Raw genomic sequence first — 15,355 nt, 5'->3', positions numbered from 1 at the left:
TAGAACCTTAAATTAGAAAGGGGATATCGTATGATAGCATTATTGCTGGAACAACTAAGTGCAACAAGAGCGCAATTACTAAAGGAAATTACAATATACAATAATACACAATTTAATCAAAAACCTGATGAAAACAGTTGGAGTATCGCACAAATATGTCATCACTTAGTGCTAGTAGAAGCATCGACTATCAAGGCAATTACTTGGGGGTTATCCTCACAAGAAAATTCAGAACCAAAACGTCTAAATGTTCAGCTGATAAAAGATAGAACGAGGAAGCTTAAAGCGCCAAAAATTGTTGAACCTTCAGATGAACCATTTGAAATACAGCAAATATTGACATTACTAGATGATACGCGAGAACAATTCACTACCTATCTGCAAGCGATTGAAGATCCATCTCTGCTAGCAAAAAAAGCCGTTCAACATCCTGCTTTTGGTAAATTACCACTCGACCAATGGATTGAGCAGGTGTATTTGCATGAACAACGACATATTGAACAAATCCATGAAAGGAAAGGTATTGTAAGTTAAAGTATAATAGGAGTTAACATGAAAAGAAGAAAGATCAAGTTGTATACGAAAAAAATCTTAACAGAACTTAGAAACACTATTTTATTTGAAGTAATCTGGAATATCATTTTATGGATTCCAAGACTAGTCATTCGGTTATTGAAACATCTATGGTAATACAAACAACTATAAGCCCGACTTCTCACACTTGAATTTTACTGAGAAATCGGGCTTTTTTTCATCATCCTACATGAATATCCTCTTGACGAACGACATAATCTGTTATATATTAAATAAAAATAAAAACAACTGTTATAAAACAGTTTGTACAGGAGGAATTTATGATGTCGAAATATCGTGATGGTTATGAGTTTTATTGTGAAATGTGTGAACGTTATGGTTTAGAGCCAATTTCATTCCGTTATTATGTTATCCAATTATCGCAAGAACAGCTTTCCGCTTATAATATGCAAGCGAAACAACTTGGAATATAAAACATTAGCTACAAAGGATGTGGTTAAAACGGACGCCAATGTGAATAGTTTATGAAAAGCCCAGCCATACTAAATTAGTAGACTGGGCTTTTATTGATATAAAAGAAATTTCAGAATTATTATTGACTTGAAAACATATCTGTTATATATTATTTATACAAATAAACAACTGTTATAGTACAAAGAAAAGAGGGAACGGAATGGCACAGTATAGAGAAGGTTACGAGTTATATTGTAAAAAATGCGAGCAATTTAATTTAGAGCCAGTTAATATTTATTACTATATTAATAAGTTATCGCAAGAACAATTAAAATATTTTAATGAAGCAGCACACGAAAGGAAGTTAGTCGTATGACAGACTATCGACAAGGCTATGAGTTTTACCGACAAGTATGTGACAAACACGAGTTAGAGCCAATTAATTTTCACTACTATATTTTAAACTTATCACAAGAGCAACTTGATGCTTATAATGAACAAGCGAAAATTGTAGGAGGTCATATAGCATATGATATCTCTTAACATGTAAAATGCCTTACTGCCCAGCTGCGACAGTAAGGCATTTTCACTTATAAATAAATTTAGGCTTTTGTCGTTAACAAGGTAAATAGTATTTCTATAGTTTAAACAGTAGTACAAATGTAATTATTGAAAATGGAAAAATGGTGAAACACGTGCGTTTAAAGTCATTCTTTTTTGTCTAATTTATAGAAATCTATTAAATTTGATATATGCAGATTGTATATTTGGGTTGAATTAACTGCTTTTCTAAGACTATAATATAATTACATAAAAAAGGGCCATCTACCACAACTTTATACCTCACTGTAATATAAAGAATAAGTACTAAACCCTCTTATTTTAACGAACGGAGAATGAAGATGATGAATATCACGCCTAGTAGTATTAATCAAGTTAACTACAGCCTGAAAGAATTACAAGATATTTTTTCAGCAATGAACAGTTCGATCATAGTCGCTATTACAGATCGGACAGGAAAAATTACCTTTGTTAATGATCATTTTTGTAAAATTTCTAAATATAAGCGTGAAGATTTAATTGGACAAGATCATCGTTTATTAAACTCGGGTTTCCATCCCAAATCATTTTTCAGAGAGATGTGGAAAACAATCGGAAAAGGTGACATGTGGAATGGTGAGGTGTGCAACCGTGCTAAAGATGGTAGTCTATACTGGGTGAAAACAACAATTATTCCTTTTCTCGATGATAATGACAAGCCTTATCAATATATTGCCATTAGAGTAGACATTACCGCACAAAAGGATATTAAAAAAATTACACATATTGCGTATCATGATGAATTAACAGGGTTACCAAACCGTCGTAAATTAGAACAACGTTTAGAAAATGAATTCCATCAATCTCGACGTACAGGAGATAAGTTTGCGTTATTTTTCATTGATGTGAATCGTTTTAAAAACATTAACGATGGACTTGGCCACATCATAGGCGATATGTTCCTAGTGGAAATGGCAAATCGATTACGCAATGTAGACTTCACATCCAATTCATTTTATCGTCATAACAGTGATGAATTCGTCATGATCTTAAATGATGTTTCACGTATCGAGGAAATGGCAAAAGAAATCATTGCTGTTTTCGATGACAGTTTCATCGTAGATGCATATGAATTTTATGCGAGTATTAGTATTGGTATTAGCATTTTCCCTGATCATGCTAATTCAATTGAAGATTTATTAAAAAATGCTGATATCGCCATGTATGCAGCAAAATCGACACGAGGTAATCAATATAAGCTGTATCGACATAATATGGATGAGGCAAATGATAAATGGTTATTACTTGAAACCAAACTTCATCAGGCATTAAAAAAGGATTTATTAGAGCTACATTATCAGCCCAAAATTGATTTAAAAACAGATCAAGTGGTAGGTATGGAAGCATTGCTTCGTTGGTATGATTCTGAATTAGGACAGATGCCACCAGATCGTTTCATCCCGTTTGCGGAAGAATGCGGTCTTATAAATGATATTGGTATATGGGTATTACATAAAGCTTGTGCGCAAGTATGTGCATGGAACGAAACATTTCAATCAAATTTACGCGTAGCTGTCAATATTTCTCCTATCCATATTAGCACACCAGGTTTTGTTGAAATGGTACGCGATGTAATTGAAAAAACAAAAATTGACCCGCATTCATTAGAAATTGAAATTACCGAAATGAGTATGCTTGATTATACAGAAGAGTTGATAAATACGATTGAGCAGCTACGGGCATTAGGCATTACCATTGCATTAGATGATTTCGGAACAGGCTATTCATCATTAAATTATTTAAAAAAATTCCCTGTGGACGTATTAAAAATAGATCGGGCATTTGTGCGTGATATTGTGCCTGAGAAAACAGGGATAGCGATGATTTCTGCAATGATTTCATTGGCACATGCTTTAAACCTCAAAGTAGTAGCAGAAGGAGTCGAAGAAGAAGCTGAATTAAACGTTCTTCGTGAGCATGGCTGTGAGTTCGTCCAAGGCTATTATTTTAGCAAGCCGCTTTCTGTGGAAGACTTTACAACTAACATTTTAAATCAATCGCTAACAATTACATCTAGCTCCTAAGAGGGGCTAGTTTTTTTATCCTTTTTTAGTTTACATAATAAAATTATAAAAATATATTTACATTTTCCAAAAAATACATGGTACAATTTGTATATAAATACTCTGGAAAAGGAGGATTGGTCGTATGAGAAAGCATACTATTTTTGCATAGCAAAGGCTATTGCATATAATTTTTAAAATCAAATAGCCTTTGCTCTTCCTAAACGAACGATAATATATTTAGGAGTGCAAACATGAGCTATAAGAAAGCAAATAATCTGTTACCAGCAGAGTTAATCGCGTTAATTCAAAACTATGTAGATGGTGAATATATTTATATCCCGAGAAGACAAGATAGTAAAAAGAGTTGGGGGGCTGGCACTACTACAAGGAATGAATTAGATGTAAGGAACATTAATATTTATCAGGAATATCTTTCAGGCACCGATATGGAGACTTTAAGTGCAACCTATTATTTGTCTTTAAAGAGTATTCAACGAATTATCCTAAAGGAAAAAAGAAAAAGAACAAACATATAAAAATAAGCTATGTGGTTTTTACCACATGGCTTATTTTCTTTTATGAAACAAATATGAGGTTTTTTCATTGAATGTCAGTCATTTATAATCGAATTAACAATATGAGCTGATAGGAGAAATAAATCATGTCTTTGTATATAACGAAAGAATTAAACGATCAAGCTAAACAGATAGTAAATAATGAGCTTTACAAATTTAATTTAAAGCATTTTCCAGTAGATTTAAGAGGCAATTACGAAGAAATGAATGTATTCCTTAAAGATGAAAATGACAATGTTCGTGGTGGTATTCTTGCTGAAGTATGTTGGAATTGGCTAGAGATTCACACGTTAATGATAGATGAGGACATACGAAAATCGGGATTTGGCACAAAATTATTACTAGAACTCGAGCATATGGCTTTAGCAAAGCAGTGCGATTTTATAAAGGTAGATACATTAAGTTTTCAAGCGTTAGAATTTTATGAAAAGCACGGTTATCAAATATTTGGGACGTTAGATAATGTAGGTAGAGACTTTAAGCATTACTATTTGAAAAAAGATTTAACTAAGAAATAAATGGAGGTTTAACAATGCACAATTTATTTACAATCGACTGTGGTGAAATTTTATTGAGAGAGTTTAATAGTGAAGATGTCGATGGAATTTATAAGCTTACTTCACAACCAGAAGTATATGAGTTTTTGCCAGATTGGCGTTCTACGAGAGAACAACGATTAAACTGGATAATAAATGACGAAATACCTTCCAATAAAGCATTTTTATCTGCTATTCCTAATATCAATGGTCAAAATTATTTGAAACTAGCAATCATATTAAAGGAAACTGGGGAATTCATTGGTTTTTGCAATACCGGGCCAAAAGAAGAGCTAAGTGAACCAAATCAAGAAATTGCCTATGCTATGTCAAAACATTTCAGAAATCGTGGCTACACAACTAAAGCAGTAAAAGGTTTACTACATTTCTTATTTGAACAGACAAATATTGAACAATTGAATGCTATCGTTCAACCCCGCAATGTAAGTTCTATGAAGGTGATTGAAAAATGTGGCTTTGTTTTTAAAGAAAATATAGAGATAGATGCTCTAATATATCGACATTACATATTGCATATAGAGGATTGGAAAAATAGAAAAGTTCATTAATTGTATCTAATAGTGCATGTGACTCTTAGTCACCAATTATTAGAGCTAATCGCATACCAAATTTACAATAATTATAATTAATGCTACTATTTATGTACCATTTAATATAACAATACAATAAGTAATGCTACTATTAATTTGGATAAAATATAATGGGAGTAGCTGCCAATAACATATACCTATTTTAATATTTTTGTCTTTAAAATTACGTCAAAAATGATAATAGGAGAATAAGTATGATTGAATTGAACACAGAAAGATTAAGAATACTTGCGCTAAATGCAGAAAGCCTAAGATTTCTCATTGATAACCCAAAGAAGTTGGAACTTCAATTATCATTAAAGGAATCAGATAGCTTTTTAGATGCGGAACTTCAACAAGCGATGGAAATTCGACATGCTAAGTTGGTACGTGATAAGGAAAATTATATGTGGTATACCAATTGGTTAATTGTGTCGAAAAGTCAAAACTGTAGTGTTGGAGGAATCATGTTAAAAGGTCTTCCAAACGACTATGGTGAGGTAGTAGTAGGGTATTACACGTTGCCTGAATATCAAGGAAATGGCTATATGACAGAAACGATTAATTCTATGAAAAACTGGTTGTTAAGCAAGCCTAATGTGAAATTTGTTGTTGCTGATACTGAAAAAGATAATATCGCATCTCATAGAGTATTAGAAAAATCAGGTGCTGTACTTTATAAAGAAACTGCGGAATTATTGTATTGGAGATTTGGCTGAACATAATTTCTACTTACTTGCTAATCCTAAATTAGCTCTATGGTGGGAGAACGCAAATATTTTACCATAAGGGTTGAAAATGTATTTTAACATTAGTTAAACTAAAAAATTAAAGAGCCATCGTATTTACGATGGCTCTTTTTGTTATGAAAAAGTCAAAAAAATGCACATTTTAGTCTGAAATCGTACTATACGCTTCATTGTATTAATCCCTATCATTAAGCACATTTCGTGTCCTTCGATTAATTACGTTTAATATTGTAATATAGTTCTGAAAATCTTCCACTGTAAATTGCTCAAGATTCTTCAAATGGCTTCCGTACTCTTCTTCATCGAGCTTTTTATGATATTCATACACTAACTTTCCTTTTGATGTTAATTCGATAGTCAATTCTCGATAATTGTTAGGATTTCTATATTTAATTGCTAAATCCTTTTTGATAAGTTTATCGACCATTTGAGAAACAGCACTTTTTGTGCGATTCGTTATTTCCGCAATTTCAGAAGTATTTGTTTTTACTTTATCGCCAATTAAGTTCAGAGTATGTACTTCTATCATGTAAAGCTCATCATCAGTACCATATTTTCTTGGGATATTTTCGTATGAACTAATCAGCCTAGATGTCTCGTAAAGCGTTTCCATTAGTTCATAAAAAACTTTCTCCTTATCCATCACCCAGCCTCCTTTCAATAATTTATAGAGGATTATTATTTTATTCTAACATATTAGAAAATCTTATAATGAAAGTTACTTGCAAAACAAATAATTTTTAAAAAAATCTGAATTTTTATATTGACCATTTTACAGTTAAGGTGCTAAACTGAGAAAAATTAATTTTAAACGTTTAAAAAAATGTATTTAAACAGAATTATTTGTGAAATGTTAGAGGGGGAGAAAGTATGCAATACAATTTTGATGAAGTGGTTCAGCGCCGAAATACGTATTCCTTAAAGTGGGACGGTGAGGAGTTAATCAAACAAATTGGTTATACAGAGAGATATGATCATGAAACGATTCCACTGTTTACAGCTGATATGGATTTACCAGTACCTCAACCATTGATAGAGGCGCTTCATAAAACCGTCGATCATCGTATTTTTGGATACTCTATTTTTCCAAACGAGTATTATGAAGCGATACAGCATTGGTTTAAAAAAAGACATAATTGGACGATTGAAAAAGATGAAATTGTTTTCAGTCCTGGAACTGTTCACGCATTAAATATCGCGGTAAGAGCATTAACTAAGCGCGGTGAAGGTATCATAATCCAACGTCCTGTTTACCCACCATTCACAGCTGCTATTGAAGGGAATGGCAGGGTTGTTCGTAATAATGCATTGATTCGAAAAAGTGATGGCAATTACACGATTGATTTTGAAGATTTTGAAGCGAAAGCTCAAGAAGAGAACACTAAAATGTTTGTTCTTTGTAATCCACATAACCCGACAGGTAGAATTTTTACGAATGAAGAATTGAAAAGGCTTTCACATATTTGTGAAGAAAACAATGTCATCATTGTTGCGGATGAAATACATGGAGACTTGATTAGAAAAAATCAAACCTTTACACCATTAGCTAAAATTGCAAGTAATACAGACCATATTATTACTTGCACGGCCATCAACAAAACGTTTAATGTCGCTGGTCTACATTGTACGAATGTAATTATTTCAAATCCTAAAATTCGAAAGACCTTTAGCGAAAAAATGAGCATGCAGTTACCATCTCCATTTACAATTGCTGCTCTTATAGCTGTTTACAATGAAGGGGAGGAGTGGTTAGAACAATTAACCGAATATATTGACGACACAATGATCTATGTGAAAAGTTTTCTAGCTGAAAAACTGCCAACGGTGAAAGTCACTATACCTGAAGGAACTTACGTCATGTGGATGGACTTTAACGGATACGGTCTTTCAGCAAAAGAAGTTCATCACCGAATTTATAACAAAGCGAATGTACTGCTTGAAGATGGATACTTATTTGGAAAAGAAGGGGATGGATTCCAACGAATTTGCATTCCATCACCGAGACCACTTATTAAAGAAGCACTTGAAAGAATTGCTAAGGAATTTCAGGATATCGAAACAAACACTTAATTAGAAAGGTGAGAATAATTATGAAAACTTCCTATGAACTTGAAACGTTAAAATGGGCACAAGAAATAGAGGACTATGTAATTGGAATAAGACGAGATCTTCATAGATACCCCGAGATTGGTTTACACGAAGTAAGAACAATCAAAGTAGTAACAGAAGAGTTAAGCAAACTTGGGATTGATTATGAGATTGTCCCTGACGGTGGCATTATTGGCTTTATCGATGGAAATCAAGCTGGAAAAACTTTAATACTTAGGGCAGATTTAGATGCACTACCGATGAAAGAGGAAGCTACTAATTTAAAAATGAAAAAAGTAGTCGTTTCTAATACCGATGAAGCTGCTCATACTTGTGGTCATGATGGACATACCGCCATGCTATTAGGTGCTGCGAAAATCTTAAGTCAACATAAAGACAAAGTGAAAGGTAGAGTGCTACTCGCTTTTGAGCAAGGGGAAGAAATGGGCGGAGGCATTTTTAACCTTTTAAAGCGATTATGCGAAATTGGGGCAGACGGTGTTTGGGGCATCCATTTAAAATCTGATATGCCGACAGGAAAGATATCTGTTGAAGCAGGGCCGAGAATGGCAGCTTCGTTTAGTTTTAATGTTGTCATAAAAGGAAAAAGTGGTCATGGCTCACGACCAGATTTATCAGTTGCGCCATTAGATTGTTTTACAGACTTTTATAGTAATTTGAAAGCGATGCGATTAAGCTCTTTAGATCCGTACAAAACGATTACTTATTCAATCGGAACAATTAATTCGGGCACTGCAATAAATATTATCCCAGAAAGTTTACAGTTTTCAGGCACTGCAAGATATTTAGATTTTGAACAAGGTGCTCATGCTGCAAATGAATTTAAGAGAATACTAGAAAAGGTTTGTGAATTACATCATTGTACTTTTGAATTTATTACAGAGCCTAAGGAATGTGATTTAATTGTCAGCAACCAAAAAGATTGTGCTCAACTAGCCATAGCTGCAGTAGAAGGTGCAGTTGGGGTAAATGCTTTACATTCCACACCAGCGTGGATGGCTTCCGAATCATTTGCCTTTTACGAAAAGTATTTTCCTGGTGTCTTTGCATTCGTTGGTATACAAAATATAGAAAAAGGAATAGGGGCAGAACATCATAATGTTTATTTTGATATCGATGAAGATGCATTAAAGCTTGGTGTAGCGGCTACTGTTCAATACACAATCAATTTTTTAGATAATGAAAATCAAATAGAATTTACTCCTGACAAAAGAGATATTAAAAGTTTATTTGTTGAGAACGGTTTTGCGCAGTTAGTAAGACAATAAGCTACATTCAAAAATTGATTGAATAAAAGGAGATAGAAAAATGACACGAAAAAGACTTTGTTACTTACTATCGTTCATTGCATATTTTGGAATGCCTTTAGGAATCCCCTTTATTAGAAGTTCCGAACCTTACGTTCTAGGTCTTCCATTTCTGTTATTCTGGATGGTTTTATGGATTTTGTTAGGGACAGGCTTAATGCTAATAGTGCACCGATTAAACCCTAATGCTAGAGAGGAGTTAGAATAATATGATTATTTCAGTAGGAATCATTGCATTTTTCTTATGTGTTGCTTTACTTTTAGGTGTTATAGCGAGTAGAGGAAAAGATATGAGCCTAGAGCAATGGAGCGTTGGTGGCAGAGGATTTGGCTCAATTTTCATTTTTCTATTAATGGCTGGCGAAATATATACAACTAGTGCATTTTTAGGTATTAGTGGCTGGATGTACGGAAAAGGCGGCGCTGCATTTTACAATATTATGATGCTCAACTATGTTATTGCATATTGGTTAACACCTAAAATATGGGGTTATGGAAAGAAACATAAATTACTATCGCAATCTGACTTTTTTGAAAAAGCCTATAAAAGTAAAGCGCTTGGCATGCTTGTAGCTGTTGTAGGGTTAGCGGCTTTAATCCCTTATTTAATTATCCAACTAAAAGGTCTAGGCATTATTGTTTCTGAAGCTTCCTATGGTGCAATTGATCCGAAAATTACGATTTGGATTGGCACAATTGCTATGATTGTCTATGTAATGGTTTCCGGCATTCATGGCTCAGCTTGGACAGCGGTTATTAAAGATTTTCTTATTCTTGGTGTAGTGTTATTTTTAGGGATTTATTTACCTTTCCATTATTATGGGGGCATTCAACCAATGTGGGAGGCAATAGAGGTTGCTAATCCAGGGTTTTTATCACTGCCAGACTCAGGTTTGAGTGCATCATGGTATGTATCAACGATGATGTTGACTTCATTAGGGTTTTATATGTGGCCACATACATTTGTTGCTACATTTTCAGCGAAAAGTGGGAATGCCTTAAGGAAAAATGCGATTATGCTCCCTATTTATGCTTTATTTATCTTATTTGTTCTTTTTGCGGGAGCAGCAGCTATTTTACAAGTTCCAAATCTTTCAGGTGGGAATGTAGATTTAGCATTATTTAAAATTTCCACACAAACATTTAATCCAGTTATTGTTGGCTTTATTGGTGCAGCAGGGCTGTTAACTGCCATTGTTCCAGGTTCATTAATCTTAATGTCTGCATCAACGCTCTTTGCAAAAAATATTTTAAAACCGCTTCGACCTCAAACTACTGATCAGCAAATTGGAATCATTGCACGTTATACAGTTCCTGTGGTGGCATTGATTGCATTGTATTTTACGTTTAGTGGTGGTGGAGCTATTACATTATTATTCTTAATGGGTTATGGTCTCGTTACGCAATTTGCACCTGCCGTTGTTTTTAGCTTTTTTAAGAAAAATCCATTCACAGTACAAGGCGTATTTGCAGGGATTATAGTTGGTGTCGCGATAGTTGGTTGGCAGGCTGCTACTAGCACAAATTTAAGTAAACTGTTCCCAAGTTGGCCATCCTATTTGCAAGACATCAACATCGGTTTCCTTGCATTAGGTGTTAATATATTTGTAAGTTTAACAGTTAGCGGGTTTACGAGAAAGGGAATCGTTATGAATGATGAATCTTCCAACGAAAGTGCAGTAGAAAGTATTTCATAAGTATTATTTTCTGAAAATTATGAATATTATTTATAAATTAAAAGATAAACGGAGGAATTTCTAATGGAGAATAATAGTCTATACCAAAAATCATCTATTCGTAGATTACCTGAGCTTGCAAAACTAACACCTGAGACATTTAAAGCATTTGCTGAATTCGATAAATTAGCGCTTTCTGATGGCATAATTCCTAAAAAAACGAAGGAGTTAATTGCGATTGCAGCTGCGCATGTCACTGGTTGTCCTTATTGCATCGATGCTCATGTTACGAATGCAAAAAGATTAGAAATTTCTAAAGAAGAAATAGCAGAAGCGATAATGGTGGCCACTGCTTTAAAAGCTGGCTCTGCTATAGCGCATAGCTTAAATGCATTACAGGCATATGATGGAGAGAATAATGAAGATTTATATCAAAAATCAAATCTTGCTCGCTTTAAAGAACTGAATCAATTAAGCCCTGAAGCTTTTCGTGCATTTAATAAGTTTGATTTAGAAGCATTAAAGCCAGGACTTTTAAGTAAGAAAGACAAAGAGTTAATCGGTGTTGCGATTGCCCATATAACTGGTTGTGCATATTGTATTGAAATTCACGTCAAAAATGCGAAGAAGTTAGAAGTTTCCCGAGAAGAATTAGCAGAAGCTATTTTTGTTGCTACAGCGTTAAAAGCAGGATCAGCGCTTGCTCATAGTGTGAATGCACTTAATGCGTATGACTTGTAACAATAAACAATTAGAATAAGGATGGATTAGCAAATGACACAAATCATTTATACGGACATGGCACCGAAAGCGATTGGACCCTATTCTCAAGGGGTAATTGTAGGAGAGTTATTATTTTTATCAGGACAAATTCCTGTTGATCCAACATCTAATGAAGTAGTAGAAAGCGAGATTATAACACAAACAAATCAAGTTATGAAAAATATAGCAGCTATTTTAGAATCTCAGCATCTTTCTATAAAGAATATTGTTAAAACGACAATTTTTTTAAAAGACATGCAACAATTTTCACTTGTAAACGAGGAATATAGCAGACATTTGGGAAATCATCGTCCTGCGAGATCCACTGTAGAGGTAAGTCGACTTCCAAAAGATGTCCTCGTAGAAATTGAAGTGATTGCAACATTTAAAAACTAAATGAAATTATTTTAAAACGATGAGACATTGCCTATCAATTTGAGGGAATGTCTCTCTTCGTTTTATTCTTTCAAGCCTGCTGCAAAAAAAGGACCATTGAGCGTAATGGTGGATAATATTTGAGCCATTTCTTGTGGTGTTTCTTTTCGATCTTCCAGCAACCATTGTTGAATAACGCCGATATGTGCTGAAGCGATATAAGAAACTAAGTATTCCCCTGGAACTCGTAATTTGGCGGGCTTTATTGGATTGTCAGTACTTTCAAATAACGTTTTCCACATAAAGTTTTTTAATTTTGTTTGAAAAGATAAATCTCCATTGGGGCCTAAAATCGCCTTCATAAATTTTCTATTGCGCTCCAAAAATTCAAATATTAATACGGCAATTTCAAGTGGTTGTAAGCTTGAATTTTTCGCATTTAAGCTTGCCATTAATTTTGCTATATTTTGCTTTGCGATATTTGATATTTCTAGCATAAATTCTTCTTGGTAGCGATTCATTAAATCGTACTTATCTTGATAATGTGCGTAAAATGTTCCTCTATTAATTTTGGCTTTTGTTGTAATGTCCTTAACTGTAATCGACTCAAAGCCTTTTTCTTCAATTAATGCTACAAATGCATCTTTAATGGACTCAATTGTACGAACTACACGTAAATCATTGTAATTTTCTTTCACATTCACTCCTCCTAAATTTTATCCGACATATTGCTGGAATGTGTTCTGTAAACGACATCAAGACCATTTTTGATCATTGAATGCATAAGATGTCGCACTTATAATTCAAGTTGTAATAAACAACAGGTTGTTCATTATTATAACTCAAAAGAGGAGAGGTAATGAAATGTTCAAAAATAAATTGGTTTGGTTTGCGCCCATTCTTGCATTAGTCGTTATTTTTGTTTTTTCGCTCACTTTATTTCCATCAGTGCAAGCAAAACCAAAAAATTTACCGATAGCGATTGTCAATGAAGACCAAGGGGTTGATATTCCGAATCAGCCACATGTAAATTTAGGTGAAAGCATTATTGAAATGATTCAAAATTCAGTAGAAGCGGGGAAAGATGAAGAACCTGCAGTTAAATGGGTTATTGTAAAAAGTAATGAAGATGTTCAAAAGGGATTAGATGAACAAAAATACTATGCAGCGCTTGTATTTCCGAAAGATTTTAGTGCAAAACAAGCATCTTTACAAACTGCAGAGCCTACTTTACCCGAAGTTCATATATATATTAATCAAGGTATGAATATGGCAGCTTCAACGATAGCAGGGCAAGTTGTAAATGGGGTAGTTGATAATATCAACAATAATGTACGTACACAACTCTTTGCAGGATTTTCATCACATGGAGGAACTTTAACGGTAGAGCAGGCTTCGAATTTAGTCACACCCATTTCAAAAACCATTACGAATGTAAATGAAACGGGAGACCATAGTGCAAACGGCAATGCGCCTATTTCTTTGTTTCAACCATTATGGATGGCTATTATGGTAAGTGCAGCCATCGTCTATCTTGCAATCAGTAAAATAGCTATTACTACACGTAAAGAAAAGCTTTCTGTAATGATAGGTCAAATTATTATTGGGGCGATGGTAGCTTTCGTTGTAGGTTTCGGACTTACATGGATAGTAGACGGTATGGTAGGAATCGAAATTCCTTCATATATGGATACTTCCTTATTTTTAACTATTACCTCCTTTAGTTTTTTCTTATTAATAACAGCCGTAATTTCATGGCTTGGCATTCGAGGAATAGCTATTTTTGCACTAATGCTATTCTTTGGTGGACCACTGCTTGCATTAGCTCCTGAAATGATGTCTTCTTTTTATCAAAATTGGATATACCCATGGTTGCCAATGCGGTTTATGGTTGAAGGTTTACGAGAACTCTTTTTCTTTGACAAAGGTTTTTCTTGGAACAACGCCGTATCAGCCCTTGTATGGATTGGAGCAGTTAGTTTAATTGCTATTTTTGCATCCGTTTTAAAAACTAAAGCAGTGCGTTTGGAACAAGTAGTACAAGATTGAATAATCATTATATTTAAAAGTCAAATAGGGTTTCAGAGTGTAGACAAACGGCATCAAGTATAATTTCTTGATGCCGTTTGTCATTTTTTTAAACATTTAATAGATATAAATTAGAATCTCTTTTCAATGTGTTCTGTTGATTGAAGTGAAAGGCTAGCGACTCCTGCGGGAAAGCACAAAACGTAAGACGCAACAATCCGCGCGTATAGCGAGGGTTGTGGCTTACGCGTGTGCCCGCGGAAAGCGCTAGCCTGTAGCGGAAATCAACTGCAGGAGACGTCTTCTATTTTTATATTGACTATATATCATGTTTATACTTTTTCTCTCATTGTTCTCTTTATCATCAGCCTATGACCATTGCCTATTAAGTTGATTGAAGCGAAAGGCTAGCGACTCCTGCGGGAAAGCACAAAACGTAAGACGCAACAAACCGCGCGTTAGCGAGGGTTGCGGCTTACGTATGTGCCCGCGGAAAGCGCTAGCCTGTAACGGAAATCAACTGTAGGAGACGTCTTCTATTTTTATTTTAACTATATCTCATGTTTATACTTCTTCTCTCATTAGTCTCTTTGCCATCATCCATAACCACAAATTTTTCATTGCCTATTAAGTTGATTGAAGTGAAAGGCTAGCGACTCCTGCGGGAAAGCACAAAACGTAAGACGCAACAGACCGCGCGTATAGCGAGGGTTGTGGCTTACGTATGTGCCCGCGGAAAGCGCTAGCCTGTAGCGGAAACCAACTGCAGGAGACGTCTTCTATTTTTTTTGATTATATCTCATGATGTTTATACTTCTTCTCTCATTAGTCTCTTTGCCATCATCCTATGACCATTGCCTATTAAGTTGATTGAAGCGAAAGGCTAGCGACTCCTGCGGGAAAGCACAAAACGTAAGACGCAACAGACCGCGCGTTAGCGAGGGTTGTGGCTTACGTGTGTGCCCGCGGAAAGCGCTAGCCTGTAGCGGAAACCAACTGCAGGAGACGTCTTCTATTTTTTTTGATTATATCTCATGATGTTTATACTTCTTCTC

18 protein-coding genes are annotated in these 15,355 nt (G+C 34.6%); 16 read left to right on the top strand and 2 right to left on the bottom strand.

Annotated features, from left to right (window positions below):
• Nucleotides 1-30: 30 nt before the first annotated feature.
• The 9 genes from ACIQXW_RS07365 (at nucleotide 31) to ACIQXW_RS07325 (ending at nucleotide 6,013) form a co-directional block, all read left to right on the top strand.
• The gene (locus ACIQXW_RS07365) at nucleotides 31-534 is read left to right on the top strand and encodes a DinB family protein (protein WP_340824565.1); all 504 of its coding nucleotides are present in this window, start codon (nucleotides 31-33) and stop codon (nucleotides 532-534) included.
• 320 nt (nucleotides 535-854) lie between these two features.
• Nucleotides 855-1,007: a transcriptional regulator gene (locus ACIQXW_RS07360; RefSeq protein WP_402760795.1), complete on the top strand. Its 153-nt coding sequence runs from the start codon at nucleotides 855-857 to the stop codon at nucleotides 1,005-1,007.
• 200 nt (nucleotides 1,008-1,207) lie between these two features.
• Entirely contained in the window at nucleotides 1,208-1,363 is a 156-nt protein-coding gene (locus ACIQXW_RS07355) for a transcriptional regulator (protein ID WP_340824568.1), read from the top strand.
• Nucleotides 1,360-1,530: a transcriptional regulator gene (locus ACIQXW_RS07350; protein WP_340824569.1), complete on the top strand. Its 171-nt coding sequence runs from the start codon at nucleotides 1,360-1,362 to the stop codon at nucleotides 1,528-1,530. The genes ACIQXW_RS07355 and ACIQXW_RS07350 overlap by 4 nt, the downstream gene beginning before the upstream one ends.
• 359 nt (nucleotides 1,531-1,889) lie before the next feature.
• Nucleotides 1,890-3,611, top strand: a complete 1,722-nt coding sequence (locus ACIQXW_RS07345) for a sensor domain-containing protein (RefSeq protein ID WP_401016747.1) — start codon at nucleotides 1,890-1,892, stop codon at nucleotides 3,609-3,611.
• Nucleotides 3,612-3,844: 233 nt separating this feature from the next.
• The gene (locus ACIQXW_RS07340; RefSeq protein ID WP_402760793.1) at nucleotides 3,845-4,129 is read left to right on the top strand and encodes a CD3324 family protein; all 285 of its coding nucleotides are present in this window, start codon (nucleotides 3,845-3,847) and stop codon (nucleotides 4,127-4,129) included.
• A 125-nt stretch (nucleotides 4,130-4,254) separates the two neighbouring features.
• Nucleotides 4,255-4,686 carry a GNAT family N-acetyltransferase gene (locus ACIQXW_RS07335; protein WP_340824575.1) on the top strand — a complete coding sequence of 144 codons (432 nt, stop codon included), beginning with the start codon at nucleotides 4,255-4,257 and terminating at the stop codon, nucleotides 4,684-4,686.
• A gap of 14 nt (nucleotides 4,687-4,700) precedes the next feature.
• Nucleotides 4,701-5,273 (top strand): GNAT family N-acetyltransferase, encoded by a 573-nt coding sequence (locus ACIQXW_RS07330; protein WP_402760791.1) that lies wholly within the window; start codon nucleotides 4,701-4,703, stop codon nucleotides 5,271-5,273.
• Nucleotides 5,274-5,509: 236 nt separating this feature from the next.
• On the top strand, nucleotides 5,510-6,013 hold the full coding sequence (locus ACIQXW_RS07325; RefSeq protein ID WP_402760790.1) for a GNAT family N-acetyltransferase: 504 nt from the start codon (nucleotides 5,510-5,512) through the stop codon (nucleotides 6,011-6,013).
• 205 nt (nucleotides 6,014-6,218) lie between these two features.
• Here ACIQXW_RS07325 and ACIQXW_RS07320 read toward each other — a convergent pair whose 3' ends face one another.
• The gene (locus ACIQXW_RS07320; protein ID WP_340824578.1) at nucleotides 6,219-6,686 is read right to left on the bottom strand and encodes a MarR family winged helix-turn-helix transcriptional regulator; all 468 of its coding nucleotides are present in this window, start codon (nucleotides 6,684-6,686) and stop codon (nucleotides 6,219-6,221) included.
• A 227-nt stretch (nucleotides 6,687-6,913) separates the two neighbouring features.
• On the opposite strand from ACIQXW_RS07320, the gene ACIQXW_RS07315 reads away from it, so the two are divergent.
• From ACIQXW_RS07315 to ACIQXW_RS07290, 6 genes are all read left to right on the top strand, one after another.
• A complete protein-coding gene (locus ACIQXW_RS07315) occupies nucleotides 6,914-8,113 on the top strand; it encodes a MalY/PatB family protein (protein WP_402760787.1) in 1,200 nt (399 codons plus the stop codon).
• A 20-nt stretch (nucleotides 8,114-8,133) separates the two neighbouring features.
• On the top strand, nucleotides 8,134-9,420 hold the full coding sequence (locus ACIQXW_RS07310; protein ID WP_402760785.1) for an amidohydrolase: 1,287 nt from the start codon (nucleotides 8,134-8,136) through the stop codon (nucleotides 9,418-9,420).
• A gap of 40 nt (nucleotides 9,421-9,460) precedes the next feature.
• On the top strand, nucleotides 9,461-9,667 hold the full coding sequence (locus tag ACIQXW_RS07305) for a DUF3311 domain-containing protein (protein ID WP_340824582.1): 207 nt from the start codon (nucleotides 9,461-9,463) through the stop codon (nucleotides 9,665-9,667).
• Nucleotide 9,668: 1 nt separating this feature from the next.
• A complete protein-coding gene (locus tag ACIQXW_RS07300; protein WP_402760783.1) occupies nucleotides 9,669-11,156 on the top strand; it encodes a sodium:solute symporter family protein in 1,488 nt (495 codons plus the stop codon).
• Nucleotides 11,157-11,219: 63 nt separating this feature from the next.
• Nucleotides 11,220-11,876 carry a carboxymuconolactone decarboxylase family protein gene (locus ACIQXW_RS07295; RefSeq protein WP_402760781.1) on the top strand — a complete coding sequence of 219 codons (657 nt, stop codon included), beginning with the start codon at nucleotides 11,220-11,222 and terminating at the stop codon, nucleotides 11,874-11,876.
• Between the two features lie 33 nt (nucleotides 11,877-11,909).
• A complete protein-coding gene (locus ACIQXW_RS07290) occupies nucleotides 11,910-12,293 on the top strand; it encodes a RidA family protein (protein WP_402760779.1) in 384 nt (127 codons plus the stop codon).
• A gap of 62 nt (nucleotides 12,294-12,355) precedes the next feature.
• Here ACIQXW_RS07290 and ACIQXW_RS07285 read toward each other — a convergent pair whose 3' ends face one another.
• Nucleotides 12,356-12,970: a TetR/AcrR family transcriptional regulator gene (locus ACIQXW_RS07285; RefSeq protein WP_340824588.1), complete on the bottom strand. Its 615-nt coding sequence runs from the start codon at nucleotides 12,968-12,970 to the stop codon at nucleotides 12,356-12,358.
• A 166-nt stretch (nucleotides 12,971-13,136) separates the two neighbouring features.
• On the opposite strand from ACIQXW_RS07285, the gene ACIQXW_RS07280 reads away from it, so the two are divergent.
• Nucleotides 13,137-14,321: a YhgE/Pip domain-containing protein gene (locus ACIQXW_RS07280; RefSeq protein WP_402760777.1), complete on the top strand. Its 1,185-nt coding sequence runs from the start codon at nucleotides 13,137-13,139 to the stop codon at nucleotides 14,319-14,321.
• Nucleotides 14,322-15,355: the final 1,034 nt, after the last annotated feature.

Source organism: Lysinibacillus sp. NPDC097162 (genome assembly GCF_044762185.1).
Classification (GTDB): domain Bacteria; phylum Bacillota; class Bacilli; order Bacillales_A; family Planococcaceae; genus Lysinibacillus.
Note: the sequence above shows the minus strand (reverse complement) of the source record. Positions and strands in the feature narration are given on the sequence as shown.